The following is a 15,083-nucleotide window of genomic DNA, read 5'->3' as shown; positions in this document are numbered from 1 at the left end:
GCCGGAGACCCGCACCGGCGCCGTGCCTCCCGCATGGCGCCGGGGTGCGCCCTCCGCGATGTCCGTGGAGGGCCCTGAGGGGGGCATGACAGGCCGCCTCCTGGGAGGAGCCAGCGCGCGTGCCAGGACTGGCACGTTCGCGGCGCGGCCACGTCATCCGGCGGGCCGCGCTCTCACGTAACGCCCCGGAATCCCGACGGCGGGGCCCTGGCGGCCCGCGTGGCCCCGACCTTGCCATGGGAAGGCCACGCAACCCTCACAGGAGCCCAGCCCCATGAACTTCCAGAAGCCTTCCGCCATCCCCCACCTCCCCCGCCACGCGCGGACCCTGACCTGGAGCCTCCTGGCGCTCGCCGCCGCCGGCTGTGGCGCCAGCGACAGCGCCAGCCCCAGCACCCTGGCGGAGCGCCCCCAGCCCCTCACCTCGCGGCCCTCCCGCTGCCTGGAGATCCGCGCCGCCCAACCCGGAGCGCCGGACGGCGACTACGTGCTGTACGTGGCGGGTGACACCGGCGCGTCCTGGACCGCGTACTGCCACGACATGGCCGGCACGCCCACCGAGTACCTCACGCTCACGCGCACGGACGCCGACTCCAACTTCTCGCAGTACACGGCCGGCGGCGCCTCCCCCGGCACCGACGTGCGCACCCACTTCACCCGGCTGCGTATCGACCCGGTGACCCTGCGCGTGGTCACGGGGGACCAGACCTTCGCCACCTCCACGGGCGAGCTGACGCACTCGCCGGACACCGTCACCGCGATGCCCTACGGCGTGGCCATGGCGTGCAACGGCGGCCAGGGCCAGGGCCACATCGACCTCCGGGGCACTCCGTTCACGGTGGAGGCGGAGTCGTTCGGCGTGGCCGGCGCGAACGCGACCGGCGCCGCCATCTCCAGCGAGGACGGCCAGGTCGTCACGCTGTCCGGTAACGGCTTCTGCGGCTGGGTGGGCCCACAGGGCAGCTACAACCCCTTCAACCAGCAGGGCAGCCTGCTCCAGCTCCACTACCGCGGCGAGGATCTCCCCGCGACGTGCCAGGAGCTCAAGGCGGCCCGCCCCGGTGCGCCGGACGGCGAGTACGCGCTGTTCGTGAACAAGGACCCGCTGAAGCGCTGGACGGCCTGGTGCCAGGACATGGCCGGCACGCCCAGGGAGTACCTCCCCCTGGTGCACACGGAGGAGGGCGCCAACTACTCGCAGTACACGGCGGGAGGAAACTCGCCGGGCACCGACGTGCGGACCCGGTTCACGCGCGTCAGGCTGAACCCCATCACCCTCGCCGTGGACACCGGGGACCACACCTTCTCGACGTCCAGCGGCTCCCTCATGCACGTCAACAAGGAGCTCGTGACGGCCATGACCTACGCGGCGGCCATGGGGTGCAGCCGCACGGGCCTGGCCAACGTGGACCTGCGAGGCACGCCGTTCTCCGTGCCCGTCGGCAACATCGGCCGGGCCGGCCCTTCGAGCGAGTCCTCGTGGTGGGCCTTCTATGACCACTTCCAGGTGGTGGAGATGCGCGGCTACGGAGGCTGCGGCTGGGTGGGCCCGCAGGGCAGCTACAACCCGTTCAACAAGAACGGCGCCCTGCTGCCCCTCGCGTACACCCTGCCGCAGCCGTAGCCCCTGACGTTCAGGGCGACGGCTCCAGCCCCGCGCCGGGCTTCACCAGCACGGCGCGGGAGTAGGCCATGAGGAAGCCCAGGCGCATGGCGTTGCGCTCCGTGGGGATGCCGGGCGAGGACATGATGGCCGCCAGGTCGCTGCCCTTCTCCAGCCCCCGCGCCAGCCGCGCGACAATCAGCGCCTGCTGCACGCCGAGCCGCCGGTACGCGGGCAGCACCGACGTGCCGAACAGCGAGGTGAGCCCGTCGCTCACCTCGCAGCTGCCGGCCCCCACCGCCACGCCGTCGAGCCACGCCACGTACGAGTCCGAGGCGGGGTTGCGCGCCGCCTTCAATCCCATCTCCAGGAAGACCGCCGGCATCGACTCGCCTTCCGGGACGAAGCCGCTGCCGGCGACCTCCACGAACCTGCGCACCGCCGCGTCGTCGGACGGATCCACCCGCTCGACGCGCAGCCCGGCGGGAGCGCCCCGGGCCAGCTTCGACAGGTCCTCCCCGGCTTGCAGCGGCCGGTACAGCACCGTCTCGAACTCACGCAGCACGAAGCCCCGGGCCGCCAGCCCCTTCAGCAGGGCCTGGGGCGCGAAGGGGCTCAGCTCCGCCTTGGGCTCCACTCCACGCGACGCGAAGAAGTCCACCAGCGCGTCCAGTTCCGCGTCCGTGACGTCGCGCTCGAAGCCGTAGCCGCACGACTTGTTGATGTAGGACCCCACGCCGCCGAACGCCATCCAGCCGTCCGCGAGCGGCGCGGAGGCCGTCGAAAGCGCCACCGCGGAGGTGGCCTGCTTGCATTCGAACCGCCGGGCGATCTCCACCAGGTTCACGTCGTTCATCCGCCCCGTTTACACCGGAGCAGGCCGCCGCGTCAGTGCGCCGAGGCGCTCACCCAGGCCCGCGTCCCGTGGGCGGCGGGGGCGAGGACAGCAGCCCATCCAGCACGCCGTAGGCATAGAGGGCCGCGAAGGCGTAGGCCCCCACGAGATAGGAGACGTTGAAGGCCCGGGCCGTGGGCGCGTCCTGGGCCGAGTAGCGGCCGTCCGAGCCGCGCAGGGACAGGGCCACGCCCAGGGAGACCGCGGACACGGCGAACGCCGTGCCCTGCCCTGCCGCGAGCACGGTGCCCTTGGAGCGTTGGCCGTGCACGAAGTGCCCCACGCCGAACGGCACCAGGTACCAGCCTTGCGAGGCCGGGCGGGGCTCGACGAGGACGGGAGCGGCGGTGGAGGACGCGGTCCCGGGCAGGAGCACGGGCGGCCGGAGTCGGGCGGCGCGCGGGTCGATGCGGTCCTGCCGCCGCGCGCGCACCCGTTCGATGAAGGCGATGAAGTCCGGCGGATACACCAGGGGATCCAGCTTCGCGTCGGGGTCGAGCGCGAGCCCTTCCACGGCCTCGTGCTCCGCGCGGGGCACGTCCTCCTGGGCGTGGAGCGTCGCCGCGAGCAGCAGGTGGGCTTCGGCCTCCTCTTGAGGATGGGAGAGCCGCGAGGGCTGGAGCAGGGCCTCCAGCTCGGTCCGGGCGCGAGGCAGGTCGCCGGACTGGTAGGCCTCACGAGCGGGGCCCAGCGGGGAGTACGCCGCGAGCAGCAGGGCGACGATGGCGGTCTTCATGGAGCGGACCCCAGCACGACCGTGGTGCGGGACCCCGCCACCGCGTCGAGCGATTGCCTCAGCACGTTGCCTCCCGGGTCGCGGGCGGACAGGAGGTGTCCCCCGTGCGAGAGCTTCAAGGGTTCACGCAGCGGAGCCACGCCCACCTCCACGCCGTCGACGAAGACGCGGGACGCCGCGGGCGCGACGATGGTGACCTCCGCGTCGCGCACCCGGAGGGAGACTTCGCGCGAGACGGCTGCGCCGGCAGCCACTTCGAGCACTTCCTCGACGGGCTCGCACAAGGGGTTGGCGAAGCGGAGCCGGTGCGTGCCGGGAGACAGCCGCAGCTCGCGCAGCCGAGGGGTGTAGCCCCGGCTCTGACCGTCCACGAACACCTCGGCCCAGGGGCGTGTCACCACCGTGAGCGTCGCGAAGTCCTGGGCATCCGGCACGCGAACCGGCAGCTCCGTGCCGGTGGGCTCCGGGGACACGGGCCGCTGCGGAGAGTCCTGGGCGGGGCGGGTCAGCGGCGCTGGCGCTGCCCGAGGCGACCTACCCGGAGCGTCCGGACGCGCGGCCCGGACCGGCGTACCGGCCGCCGCCTGATGCAAGGGACGCGAAGGTCTTTGCGCTGAATCAAGGCGGGCGACGGCCACGGGCGCGGCGGAGTCCTCGCTTGTGGCAGGCAGGCCAGCGCCGGGCGGTGCCGAGGCCGAGGCCGCCATTGTCGCAGTGGAGTCGGCACCGGGCACGAGCGCGGCAAAGTCCTCCGACGTGGCAGGCGAGCCCGCATCAGGAGCAACTGGCACGGCGGTCCGCACCATTGCCTCCAAATCCGGCGCGAGCGCCGACTCCAGCCCGTTGGCCACCGTCGGAGTCCTGGAGCCACCCGCGCGCCAAGCCCACGTTCCCAACCCGCCCAACAGCCCCGCGAGCACCACGCCCGTCAGGAACCCCCGCCTGTGTTCCGCCCACGAGCGCGGGAGCGCATCCCACGCTCGCCGGACGAAGCCCTTCTTCATGGGACGCGAGCGAAGGAGCGCCAGCACCTCGGGGGCCCCGGGCCGGAGCGTCAACGCGGCGTTGAGGCACCGGGCAGCCTGGGCACCCTGCCCCGCGACGAGCAGCGCACGGCCTTCGCCCAACAGCCGCTGGAACCGGTCCTCGCGCCAGCGGGCCACGGAGGACTCCGGTGCCTGGAAGAAGGCACGTGACGCTTCGGCGGGAGCCCCAACCCACGACCGCAGCACCGCCTCCAGCTCCTGCGCCAGCGCCCCACCCTCCACGGGCCTGTCACGCGCATCCCGGGCAAGACACCGCGCGACCAGCGCCGACAGGGGCGCGGGCGTGCCCGGCGCGGCCTCCACCAACGGCGGTGCATCGCGGGTCATCACCGAGACCGCCAGCCGGGCACTGCCCTCCCCTGCATGTGGCGTCGAACCGGTGCACAGCTCGAACAACACCACGCCTACCGCGTAGACGTCCGACGCCGGGGACCACGCCCCGGTATCGATACGCTCCGGCGCCATGTACGCCAGCGAGCCGATGACGGCGCCAGTGCTCGTCAGCCGGGCCTGGTCCTCCGCCAGCGCGGCGATGCCGAAATCCGCGAGCTTCAGCGGCCCCCCACGCGCCACGAGCACGTTCTCCGGCTTCACGTCCCGGTGCACCACACCGCGCGCATGCGCCGCGTCCAGCGCGCGGGCCAGCTCCCAGCCCAGCAGCGCGACGGCCTCCGGCGGCACGGGAGCCAGGCGCCGCGCCAGTTCGCGCAGGTTCTCGCCTTGCACCCATTCACAGACGAGGAACGGGCCGCGCACGGCGTCCTCGCCAAAGTCATGCACCGCCAGGACATTGGGGTGCTGGAGCGAGGCCACCACCTCCGCCTCCTGGCGGAAGCGCTCGGTGAAGCGGGCGTCCAGGCCCGGGTGCAGCACCTTCACGGCCACGCGGCGGGACAGCCGGAGGTCGAGGGCGAGGAAGACCGTCGCCATCCCGCCCCGCCCCAACTCCTGCTCCAACTGGTAGCGGCCGGCCAGCAGTTCGCCCGTCATCGCGCGCGCAGTCTAGGAAGCGGGATCCGCGCGATCAAACCCCGGGGCGCCCTCACTGCTGGCACACGCGGAGGGTGGAGCCGGGGAGCTGCACGCACGTGCCTGCCTGTCCCCCGGGACACTCCGCATCCGACCGGCAGGGTTGGTGACAAGTCTTCCCACGTCCCAGGTCCGCGCAGAAGCCGCAGCGGGCGCAGTCCATGGAGCTCTCGCAGAAGTCGCCCAGGTGCTCGGGGGACAGGCCCTCGCAGGTCTCGACACACAGGGACTCCGGAGCCGGTGAGCATTGGTAGCCCGTGGGGCAGCCCGGGTCGCAATCGCGTGTACAGCGTCCCTTCACGCAGTACGCGAACGTCGAACAGGCCAGGGGATCGGAGCAGGGCTCTGTGAGGCGGGGGCCCGCTTCGCATTCCCTGTGGACGTCGGAGCAGCGCTGGTCCTCGGGACACTCCCGGTCCGCGGCGCAGGAGCGCACGCAGACGTCTCCCAGACAGCCGGCGTCCAACTCCTCACGCACCTGGATGTCGAGCGGACACCCCGGGCCCACGAGTAGGACGAGCAGCAGGAACGAGAGTGGGAAGCGCATGGTGATCAGCTGCGAGGATGGGGGAGCCGTCCTCACTCCTCTTCCCCCAGGTATCGGAACACGGAGCGCACGCCGATGCCCAGCGCCCGGGCCGCCTCTTTCTTGCTTCCCCCGCTGCGAGCAATGGCCTCGCGCACGTAGCGCAGCACGAACGCATCACGTGCCTCGTCCAGGGGCACCAGCGGCGCCGTGTCCGCGGCCAGGTCCAGGTCCTCGACGCCGATGAGCTCCCCAGACGCCAGGATGGCCGCGCGCCGCACGCGAGACACGAGCTCGCGGACGTTGCCGGGGAAGGGATGACCGCGCAGGGCCTCCGCCGCCTTCTGCGTGAGGCCCCGCGCACGCGCGCCCTGCTGCTTCAGGACATGGTGCGCGATGAGCAGCACGTCCTCGCCGCGCTCCCGCAGCGCGGGCACCTCCAGGCGCACCTCGTCCAGGCGGAAGAGGAGGTCCTCACGGAAGGCCCCTCGGGCGACGAGCGCCTTCAACGGCTGGTGCGTGGCGGCCACGACGCGCATGTCGACCTTGCGGGGACGGTGCTCGCCCAGCCGCGTCACCTCGTGTTCCTGGACGACACGCAGCAGGCGCGACTGGAGCGACAACGGCATGTCTCCAATCTCATCCAGGAACAGCGTGCCCCCATCCGCCGCCTCCACCAGCCCCGCGCGGTCGGAGGTCGCGCCGGAGAACGCCCCGCGAACGTGGCCGAACAACTCACGCTCGATGAGGGACTCCGGAAGCGCCGCGCAGTTGATGGCCACCAGCCGTCCGCGCCGGCCGCTCCGCCGGTGAAGCGCCCGGGCCACCTCCTCCTTCCCCGTGCCTGTCTCGCCCTGGATGAGCACGTGCAGGGACGTGGGCCCCAGGCGTTCCACCTGCCGGTAGAGGTTCCGCATGACCGGGGACTCACCGATGAGCCCTTCGAACGTGGCCGCGGCGATGCGCTGCGTGAGGCTGTCCACCTGGGCGCGCAGCTCCGTCAGCTCCCGCGACGTGGCCAGCAGCAGCGCCGCGAGCGACGACAACGCCATGGCCTCCTCCAGCTCGCGGGTCGAGAACGGAGGGCTGCCCAGGCGCCGTCCCAGGTACACGGCGCACAGCGGCGCGGAGCCCGCACGAAGCGGCAGCACGAGCGCGGAGGTCAGCCGCAACGCCAGGACACTGGGAGCCCCCGCGAGCGCCGCCTCCGCCGCGACGTCCGGCACCAGCACCGGAGCCCCCGAGCCCACGACCTGATCCACGAGGCTGTCCACCACCGCCGAAGCCGGCACGGAGCCGGTGGCCGCCAGCACCTGCCGCCGGTCCCCCTCCACCGACACGAGGAACCCCACGTCCGCGGAGGTGACGTCCGAGATGCCCCGCAGCGCCGCCTCCAGCAGCTCCGACGAAGGGCGCTGCACGAGCAGCCGCGAAGCGAAGTCCGTCAGCACGCCCAGCAGGCGGGACGGCGGCGAGGAAGGCTCCACGCGAACCGGCGCCTCCGAAACCGTCAGCGTGAGCGAAGCCCTGCCCACGCTGAAGGACTCTCCCGGCTCCAGCGGCGCCAGCTCCACCCGCTTGCCACGAACCCGGACGTCACAGTCCGCGCTGGCGGCGGACACCGTCCACCCGCGCGCGTCACGGAACACCAGGGCGTGGCTGCCCTTCACTCCGGGCGCGGAGAGGACGACGTCGCACGCGGGCTCGGAGCCCACGGACACCACCGGCTTCTCCAGCGCGATGGAACGGCCGTCCGGGAGGGTCAGGAAGAAGCGCATCCGCCCCCATCCTACTGTCCCCCCGCGGGCGGCGGCTCCTCCCATCCCCCACCCAGCGACAGGAACAGGGCGATCTGATCGGACACCAACTGGCTCTGCGCGGAGGCCAGCGAAGCCTCGGCGTTGGCCCGGGTGCGCTCCGCGTCGAGCACGCCCAGGAAGCTCTCCCTCCCTCCCCGGTAGAGCGCGTCGGCTTCGCGCGCGGCCTCGGCGCTGAAGTCCCGGGCGGCCGTGAGCGCGGCGACGCGCTCCAGCTCCTGCGTGTACTGCGTCAGGTTGCTCTCCGTCTCCAGCAGCGCGTTGAGCACCACCCCGTCGAACTGCGCGAGCGCCCCTTGCGCGGCCGCATCCGCCTGCGCGATGCGAGCCCTGGCGACGCGGGTGTTCGGAAACGTCCAGGACAGCAGCGGCCCCAGGCTCCAGCTCAGCGTGCTCTCCTGTCCGAAGGAACTCATCAGGCCTCCGGACCCCGCGGACAGCCCGAAGTTCACCGTGGGATAGAGGTCCGCCGTCTCCACGCCGATGCGCGCGGTCGCCGACGCAAGCGCCCGCTCCGCCTGCCGGACATCCGGACGCCTGCGCAGCAGCGCGGCGCCATCCCCCACCGGGATGGGCGAAGCCAGCCGTGGCGGCGTCTCACACGCCTCCACGTCCGGAGGAAACGCCGCGGGCGGCCTGCCGCTGAGCACCGCCAGCCGCAGCAGCGCGATGCGCCGCAGCACCACCAGCGGAGGGATGTTCGCGCGAAGCACCTCCACCTGCGCTCGCGCCCGGCTCAGGTCCAGCGCCGTCCCCCGCCCCGCCTCCACCAGCCGCCGCGTCCGCGAAAGGCTCTCCTCCTGCAGGACCAGCACGTGACGCGCCACCAACACCTCGTTGCCCACCGAGCAGACGCTCGCGTACGCCCGGGTCGTCTCCGCGGCCACCGTGATGTGCGTCAGGTCCAGCGCGGCCTGGACCGCCTCCGTGTCCGCGCGCGCCGCCTCGATGCCCCGGCGGATCCGCCCGAACAGGTCCAACTGATACGACACGTCGAAGCCCAGGCCGTAGGTCACCGACGGCCGGACCGGCGGCGTCCTGCCCACGCCCACCGCCGCGTCCACTCCAAAGGTCGGCAGCAGCGCGCCCCCGACCTCCGCCAGCACCGCTTGCGACCGCGCGAGGTTCGCCTCCGCCACCCGCAGGTCCACGTTCGACTTCAGCGCCTGCTGCACCAACCCCTCCAGCACCGGATCCTCGTACAGCCGCCACCACTCGCCCGGGACGGGCTCCGCCGAGTAGTGCGGATCCTCCGCGCCCAGGAAGGCCCCGGTGGCTTCGGGCGAATGGACGACCGCGGACGGCGGTGGCCCCCGGTAATCAGGCCCCACGGTCGTGCAGGCGGACACCAGCAGCGCCAGGCCCACCCACCCGCGCAGCCCCCGCGTGCTCATGGACGGACGTCCCCGGTGCGCGCGGCCGAAGCCCCGTCCCCCTCTTCGTGCACCGTCACCGTCGCGGTGCGTCCGGACACGAGCCGGACTCCCTCGGGCACCGCGTCCAGCGCGATGCGCACGGGCACCCGCTGGGCCAGACGCACCCAGCTGAACGTGGGGTTCACGTTGGGCAGGAGGCTGGGGCCCGCCCCGCGCTCGCGGTCCTCGATGCCCGCGGCGATCCCCTCCACGTGTCCACGCAAGAGGGCCGGCTCGCCCATGAGCCGGATGGTGACTGGCGCGCCAACGCGGATGCGCGGCAGCTTCGTCTCCTCGAAGTAGCCCTCCACGCGGAAGGAGTCGCTGTCCACCAGCGCCACCATCTGCCGCCCGGCGGTGGCGTAGTCCCCCTCCTCCACCTCCAGGTTGGTGATGATGCCGTTCACCGGCGCGCGCACCGTGGAGCGGTCCAGGTTCAGCGCTGCGATGTCCCGGTTGGCCAGCGCCTGCTGGAGCGCCCCTTCCGCCTGCTCCGCGCGGGACAGCCCCTGCTCGCGGGCCTCCTCGGACACCAGGTTGCCCAGCCCCCGGTTGCGCTCGGACTCACGCTGCGCCTGCGCCCGCGCCGCCTGCCGGCTCGTCACCACCGCCTCCGCCTGCCTCAGCGCGAGCTCGAAGCGGGCGCGGTCGATGACGAAGAGCACCTGCCCCCGGGTCACCCGCTGGTTGTCCTGCACGTCCACCGACGTGACGACTCCCGACACGTCCGGCGCCAGTTGCACCACGTCCGCCAGCACGCGGCCGTCGCGCGTCCACGGCTCGACCTCGTAGTGCCGCCACATCCACCAGCCCGCGAGCAGGGCCAGCGCGACGACGGCCACCGTCACGCCAATCCGGATGAGCTGCGGGCGCGTGGGTTTCATGGCGTCTCAGGGGACCCGCGAGGCGAGGAAGGTCACCGCGAACCAGAGGAGGACGAACAGCGCCAGGTCGAAGAGCGCCGGGTGCCACACCCACCGGTAGACATGGAGCGCGGCCAGTCCCCGCCGCAGGGGCACACCGAGCGCCACCGCGACCAGCGCCCAGACGAGGAGCGCGGGGACGAAGACCCCCTGGACGTCCAGCTCTCCCCTCATCGCGCCGCCTCCAGGGGCGCTGCCCGGTAGGGCGCCGCGTCCGGAAACAGCGCGCGCCGCAACCCCACGAGCGCGAGCACCCCGTCGCGCTTCTGCGCGGAAGGCGGCGCGTCCGCCACGCTGCCCAACGTCGCGTCCAGCGCCCCGAGCAGCTCCACCGGAGGCGCCGTCACCCGCCCCAGCGAGCGCGCCCGGAAGTGCCCGGAGATGCGCTGGAGCAGCAGCCCCGCGGACAGGCTCGCGGCAGTCCCCACGTGCGGACGGACCCGCTGAAGGTCCACGACGTTCAAGCCCAGCCGCAGGTCCGCCAGCGCGTCCGCGGCCTCCAGCGCCTCGTCGCGGGACGTGGCCAGCGCCAGCCTCGGGGTGAGCATGCCCAGCCGGTCCAGCATGCGGCTCGTCCAGCCCAGGCGGTCCGGCACGCCCTCGGCGGAGGCCAGGCCCGCCAGCTCCCGCCACCCGGTGCGCAAGAGCCGGTGCGCGCTCCAGTCCGTGCCCACGGAGCGCAGGAAGCGGGTGGACAGCGCGGCGGCGATGAAGCCCACGGCCTGCGCCAGCGAGCTGTTGATGAACTCCGCCAGGTCCGCGGTGTAGCGCTCCTGGAGCGACAGCGTCCCCAGGAGGCCCAGCACCGCGATGCTCGCGCGCCCCGCCCACCGCGGATCCGCCATCAACACCCCCACGCCCAGGAGCGTGGGGGCCAGCGCGGCGGCCAGCAGGGGAAAACCGTCGATGCCGGGCAGGATGCCGAACAGGTACACCCCGCCCACGACGAAGGACACCCCGGTGAAGGCCAGCGCGGACAGGATGGCCGGCACCGGATCATCCTGGGTCGCGAAGAGGCAGCTGTAGACGGCCGCCATCATCGCCGCCGCGCTGCCCTCCGGCCACGCGAGCGAAATCCACACGGCGCAGCAGAGCAGCACGGCCGCCGCCGCCGCGATGCCGGACATGAGCGCCAGGCCCCGGTCGCGGTGCAGCGGACGCTGGACACGCGCGAGCAGGAGCGGCGTCAGGCGCTCCGGCGCGGGCCCGGTGGGGTCGCGGATGAAGGCGCGCAGGTCGCGGCAGTCCTGGACGGTGTCCACCAGCTCGCCCAGGCGCACGGCAAGGCTGGTGGTGACGAGCGCCGTCCAGTCCGCCTTCGCGTCCAGCGGCGGCGCGAGCGCGGCGCAGGCCTCGGAGAGCCGCTGGCCTTCGGCGCGAGCGGCGTCGGGCCCCGCCTGGATCCACGCGCTCAGCGCTTGGAGGAGCGTGTCCCGCCTGGCGTCGGGCCCTTTGCCCGAGGTCTGGAGGACGGCGAGCCGGTCCTCGATGCTGGAGAGGATGGGCAGCAGCATGGACATGCGCTCGTGCAGCGCGCGCACGGCGCCGGCCCTGGGGCGCAGGCCGGCGGTGTCGAACGGCAGGTGCGTCGCCAGCAGGTGGAGCGCGGTGACGTCCTCCGCCAGCCGGTGCCACTCGCGGCGCGTGCGCGCGTCCCTGCGGCCCGCGAGCGCGTCCTGGGCCCACCGGCCCGCGTCCGCGAGGAAGCCGTCGATTCGGTCCAGCAGCACCGGCCCCACCGGGCGCGGAAAGAGAGCGGTGTGCACGACGGTGGCGCACACGATGCCCAGGCCAATCTCCTCCACCCGCACCAGCGCAATGTCGAAGAGGGCCCCCGGCGAGGAGACACCGGGAAAGCCGATGATGGCCGCGGTGTAGCCGCCCAGCATGAAGACGTAGCTGCGCGGCGTGCGGTCCAGGAGCGCCAGGTACAGGCAGCAGCCCACCCACAGCGCCATCGCGAGCGACAGCAGCTCCGGTGCGTTCACCAGGTGGGGGACGAGCACGCACGCCATCACCGCGCCCAGCACCGTGCCCAGCAGCCGGAAGACGGCCTTCGAGCGCAGCGCGCCGGACAGCGGCTGGCTGACGACGTAGACGGTGATCATCGCCCAGTACGGTCTGGGCAGGGAGAAGCGCAGGCCGAGGAACAGCGCGGCCATCGCGGCGGCGAAGGTGTTGAGTGAGAACACCCATGCCCTGAGCCGCGGAGTCATCATCTCCGCGGGTCTAGGCCGCGCTCCCCGGCGCTGTCGTCAGCCCCGGAGTCTCACTCCTTCGTGAGGTCGTAGACCTCCTGGATGCTGTGGAGCGTCTGCACGAAGTCCAGCTTCAGGTCCTGGATGAGGCCGTTGCGCAGGTCGAACACCCACGAGTGCACGATGGGGAAGCCCCGCGACAGGTAGGACTTCTGCACGGCGGCCGTCTTGATGATGTTGATGCTCTGCTCCAGGACGTTGAGCTCCACCAGCCGCTCATAGCGCTTCGTCTCGTCCGAGATGCCGTCCAGCTCCTGCTTGTGGAACCGGTACACGTCCCGGATGTTGCGCAGCCAGGGGTTGAGGATGCCCAGGTCCTTGGGCTGCATCGCCGCGCGCACGCCGCCGCAGCCGTAGTGGCCGCAGACGATGATGTGCTTCACGTCCAACTGCCGGACGGCGTAGTTGATGACCGACATCACGTTGAGGTCGACGTTGTTGACCAGGTTGGCGACGTTGCGGTGAACGAAGACGTCACCCGGCGCCAGACCCATGATCTGGTTCGCGGGCACGCGGCTGTCCGAACACCCGATGTAGAGGAAGTCCGGCTGCTGCGACACCGACAGCTTGGTGAAGTAGTCCGGATCCGAGCGGAGCTGCTCCTCCGCCCAGGCCTTGTTGCTCTCGAAGATCTTGTCGTAGGGCGTCACGGCCCGGAAGGTCGCACGGGCAAACCCCACCGTCGAGCGGTCACTTCCTCCAGTGTTCACGCGCGACCACGGAGCATCCAGTCCCAGTACAGGCGCGGCAGTCCGTACTTCTTGAGCAGCCACAGGTCGCGGCGCTCCACGAAGGTGTTGATGAACGGCAGGCTCGGGGCGGGCTGGCCGTCGTAGTCGAACTCGGCGAGCAGCATCCGCCCGTAGCCCGTCACCAGCGGGCAGGACGCATAACCGTCATACCGCGCCGTGGGCTCGCGCCCCTCCATCACGGCCACCAGGTTCTCCACGAGCACGGGAGCCTCCGCCCGGACGGCGGCGCCCGTGCGCGACGTGGGCAGGTCGCTCGCGTCTCCAATGGCGAAGACGTTCGGATGGTCGGGGTGCTGGAGCGTGTGCTTGTGCGCCTTGACCCAGCCCGCGTTCGGACCGTCCTGATGGGCCAGCGCGCTGCGCTTGATGAAGTCCGGCGCGCTCTGCGGCGGCGTGACGTGCAGGAGGTCATAACCCAGCGTCACCCACTCCCGGCGCCCGTCGCGCGTCACCGCGAAGAGCGCCTCGCGGGTGTGCGCGCGCACCTCCACCAGGTCGTGGCTGAAGTGCGTCTGGATGCCGTAGCGGTCCACGACGCCCTCCAGCACCCGCGTGTAGGGCTGCACCCCGAAGAGCGCCTTGGCCCCCGAGCCGAAGACGACGCGCGACTTCCCCGCGAGCCCGCTGCGGCGCAGGTGGTCCGCCACCAGGTACATGATCTTCTGCGGCGCCCCCGCGCACTTCACGGGCGTGGCCGGGTGCGTGAACAACGCCGTGCCGCCCTGGAACGCCCGCACCATCTCCCACGTCTTCGGCGCCAGCCGGAAGTCGTAGTTGCTGGACACGTACGGCGTCTCCAGCGCCTCACGCAGGCCGCGCACCCGGTCCCAGTCCAACTGGATGCCCGGAGCGACCACCAGGAAGTCATAGGTCAGCCGCGCGCCGCCCCGCGTGAGCACCTGCTGACGGACGGGGTCCACCTCCTCCGCCCGGTCCTGGATCCACCGCGTCCCCTTCGGGATGTAGTCCGCCTCCGGCCGCACGGTGCTCGCGATGTCCGCGGCGCCAGCGCCCACCAGCGTCCACAGCGGCTGGTAGAAGTGCTGCGCCGAGGGTTCGAGCACGGCGACGCCCCGCACGCCCTTGCGCCGCAGCCGCGCCGCGACCGTGAGGCCCGCGGTGCCGCCGCCGATGATCAGCACCCGGTGGTGCTCGGGCGAAGGCTTGAGGGATGGAGGAGCGTTCATGGGAGCAAGCCGCGAGCCTGCCCACGACAGCCCCACCGCGCCAGTTGCCCCGCGAGGCGAACGCACGTTGCCGGGTCCACATCAAATATCGGCAGACTTCCCTTTATCGGAGCTCGCGTTCCATCGGACAATTCGCGGAAGGCGCTGAAGCCTCTTCTCCGCCCGCGGCCCCCGTGCACCGGAGATTCCGACATGCTCTTCCGCCAGCTCTTCGACTCCGAGTCCTCGACCTACACGTATCTCATCGGTGATGAGGCCACGCGCCAGGCCGTGCTCATCGATCCGGTGCTGGAGCAGGTGGACCGCGACCTGCGGCTCGTGGGTGAGTTGGGGCTCGTCCTCTCCCACGTCTTCGACACCCACGTGCACGCGGACCACGTCACCGCGTCCGGCACGCTGCGGGAGCGCACGCGGTGCCAGGTGGTGGCTGGAACAGGCGGGGCCCGGTGCGCCGACCTGCGGGTGCGGCACGGCGACACGGTGCACGTCGGACAGTGCGCCTTCCAGGTGCTCGCCACGCCGGGCCACACGGACGACAGCGTGAGCTACCTGCTGGGCGACCGCGTCTTCACCGGGGATGCCCTGATGGTGCGGGGCAACGGCCGCACCGACTTCCAGAACGGGAGCGCGAGCCAGCTCTACGACTCCATCACCCGCGTCCTCTTCCAGCTCCCGGACGCGACGCTCGTCTACCCCGCGCACGACTACCACGGGAACACGGTGACGAGCATCGGCGAGGAGAAGCGCCACAACCCGCGGGTCGCGGGCAGGAGCCGCGAGGAGTTCATCGAGGTGATGAACAACCTCCACCTGCCCCGCCCCAAGAAGATCGACCTGGCCGTCCCGGCCAACCGCGCCTGCGGGATGACTCAAGCCCCCGCGCCGGAGGCCTGACC

At 72.2% G+C, this 15,083-nt stretch carries 12 protein-coding genes; 2 read left to right on the top strand and 10 right to left on the bottom strand.

What is annotated here, in order from left to right; all coding sequences use genetic code 11:
- The first annotated feature begins 274 nt into the window (after window positions 1-274).
- Window positions 275-1,624 carry a GON domain-containing protein gene (locus D7X30_RS10565; protein WP_120562769.1) on the top strand — a complete coding sequence of 450 codons (1,350 nt, stop codon included), beginning with the start codon at window positions 275-277 and terminating at the stop codon, window positions 1,622-1,624.
- A 10-nt stretch (window positions 1,625-1,634) separates the two neighbouring features.
- On the opposite strand, the gene D7X30_RS10560 is transcribed toward D7X30_RS10565, so the two are convergent.
- The 10 genes from D7X30_RS10560 to D7X30_RS10510 all read right to left on the bottom strand — a co-directional run bounded on the left by D7X30_RS10560 (window position 1,635) and on the right by D7X30_RS10510 (window position 14,187).
- The gene (locus D7X30_RS10560; RefSeq protein WP_120562768.1) at window positions 1,635-2,459 is read right to left on the bottom strand and encodes a GNAT family N-acetyltransferase; all 825 of its coding nucleotides are present in this window, start codon (window positions 2,457-2,459) and stop codon (window positions 1,635-1,637) included.
- Between the two features lie 49 nt (window positions 2,460-2,508).
- Window positions 2,509-3,234, bottom strand: a complete 726-nt coding sequence (locus D7X30_RS10555) for a hypothetical protein (protein WP_120562767.1) — start codon at window positions 3,232-3,234, stop codon at window positions 2,509-2,511.
- Window positions 3,231-5,270 (bottom strand): serine/threonine-protein kinase, encoded by a 2,040-nt coding sequence (locus tag D7X30_RS10550; RefSeq protein ID WP_120562766.1) that lies wholly within the window; start codon window positions 5,268-5,270, stop codon window positions 3,231-3,233. Before D7X30_RS10550 ends, D7X30_RS10555 begins: the two co-directional genes overlap by 4 nt.
- A 618-nt stretch (window positions 5,271-5,888) precedes the next feature.
- Window positions 5,889-7,613, bottom strand: a complete 1,725-nt coding sequence (locus D7X30_RS10540) for a sigma 54-interacting transcriptional regulator (protein WP_120562765.1) — start codon at window positions 7,611-7,613, stop codon at window positions 5,889-5,891.
- A gap of 11 nt (window positions 7,614-7,624) precedes the next feature.
- Window positions 7,625-9,046 (bottom strand): TolC family protein, encoded by a 1,422-nt coding sequence (locus D7X30_RS10535; protein WP_120562764.1) that lies wholly within the window; start codon window positions 9,044-9,046, stop codon window positions 7,625-7,627.
- Window positions 9,043-9,951 carry an HlyD family secretion protein gene (locus D7X30_RS10530; protein ID WP_120562763.1) on the bottom strand — a complete coding sequence of 303 codons (909 nt, stop codon included), beginning with the start codon at window positions 9,949-9,951 and terminating at the stop codon, window positions 9,043-9,045. The genes D7X30_RS10535 and D7X30_RS10530 overlap by 4 nt, the downstream gene beginning before the upstream one ends.
- A gap of 6 nt (window positions 9,952-9,957) precedes the next feature.
- Window positions 9,958-10,164: a DUF1656 domain-containing protein gene (locus D7X30_RS10525; protein ID WP_120562762.1), complete on the bottom strand. Its 207-nt coding sequence runs from the start codon at window positions 10,162-10,164 to the stop codon at window positions 9,958-9,960.
- On the bottom strand, window positions 10,161-12,209 hold the full coding sequence (locus D7X30_RS10520) for an FUSC family protein (RefSeq protein WP_120562761.1): 2,049 nt from the start codon (window positions 12,207-12,209) through the stop codon (window positions 10,161-10,163). Before D7X30_RS10520 ends, D7X30_RS10525 begins: the two co-directional genes overlap by 4 nt.
- A 50-nt stretch (window positions 12,210-12,259) precedes the next feature.
- Entirely contained in the window at window positions 12,260-12,958 is a 699-nt protein-coding gene (locus D7X30_RS10515) for a carbonic anhydrase (RefSeq protein ID WP_233591504.1), read from the bottom strand.
- Window positions 12,955-14,187, bottom strand: coding sequence for an FAD/NAD(P)-binding oxidoreductase (locus D7X30_RS10510; RefSeq protein WP_120562759.1), 1,233 nt, complete (start codon window positions 14,185-14,187; stop codon window positions 12,955-12,957). Before D7X30_RS10510 ends, D7X30_RS10515 begins: the two co-directional genes overlap by 4 nt.
- 192 nt (window positions 14,188-14,379) lie before the next feature.
- Between D7X30_RS10510 and D7X30_RS10505 the strand changes: the two genes are divergently transcribed.
- Entirely contained in the window at window positions 14,380-15,081 is a 702-nt protein-coding gene (locus tag D7X30_RS10505) for an MBL fold metallo-hydrolase (RefSeq protein ID WP_120562758.1), read from the top strand.
- The last annotated feature ends 2 nt before the right edge of the window (window positions 15,082-15,083 follow it).

This window comes from Corallococcus sp. AB011P (genome assembly GCF_003611605.1).
Classification (GTDB): domain Bacteria; phylum Myxococcota; class Myxococcia; order Myxococcales; family Myxococcaceae; genus Corallococcus; species Corallococcus coralloides.
Note: the sequence above shows the minus strand (reverse complement) of the source record. Positions and strands in the feature narration are given on the sequence as shown.

Coding starts and splice junctions, on each gene's coding strand:
- D7X30_RS10565 (WP_120562769.1), top strand. CDS start 275: ATGAACTTCCAGAAGCCTTCCGCCATCCCCCACCTCCCCCGCCACGCG.
- D7X30_RS10560 (WP_120562768.1), bottom strand. CDS start 2,459: ATGAACGACGTGAACCTGGTGGAGATCGCCCGGCGGTTCGAATGCAAG.
- D7X30_RS10555 (WP_120562767.1), bottom strand. CDS start 3,234: ATGAAGACCGCCATCGTCGCCCTGCTGCTCGCGGCGTACTCCCCGCTG.
- D7X30_RS10550 (WP_120562766.1), bottom strand. CDS start 5,270: ATGACGGGCGAACTGCTGGCCGGCCGCTACCAGTTGGAGCAGGAGTTG.
- D7X30_RS10540 (WP_120562765.1), bottom strand. CDS start 7,613: ATGCGCTTCTTCCTGACCCTCCCGGACGGCCGTTCCATCGCGCTGGAG.
- D7X30_RS10535 (WP_120562764.1), bottom strand. CDS start 9,046: ATGAGCACGCGGGGGCTGCGCGGGTGGGTGGGCCTGGCGCTGCTGGTG.
- D7X30_RS10530 (WP_120562763.1), bottom strand. CDS start 9,951: ATGAAACCCACGCGCCCGCAGCTCATCCGGATTGGCGTGACGGTGGCC.
- D7X30_RS10525 (WP_120562762.1), bottom strand. CDS start 10,164: ATGAGGGGAGAGCTGGACGTCCAGGGGGTCTTCGTCCCCGCGCTCCTC.
- D7X30_RS10520 (WP_120562761.1), bottom strand. CDS start 12,209: ATGATGACTCCGCGGCTCAGGGCATGGGTGTTCTCACTCAACACCTTC.
- D7X30_RS10510 (WP_120562759.1), bottom strand. CDS start 14,187: ATGAACGCTCCTCCATCCCTCAAGCCTTCGCCCGAGCACCACCGGGTG.
- D7X30_RS10505 (WP_120562758.1), top strand. CDS start 14,380: ATGCTCTTCCGCCAGCTCTTCGACTCCGAGTCCTCGACCTACACGTAT.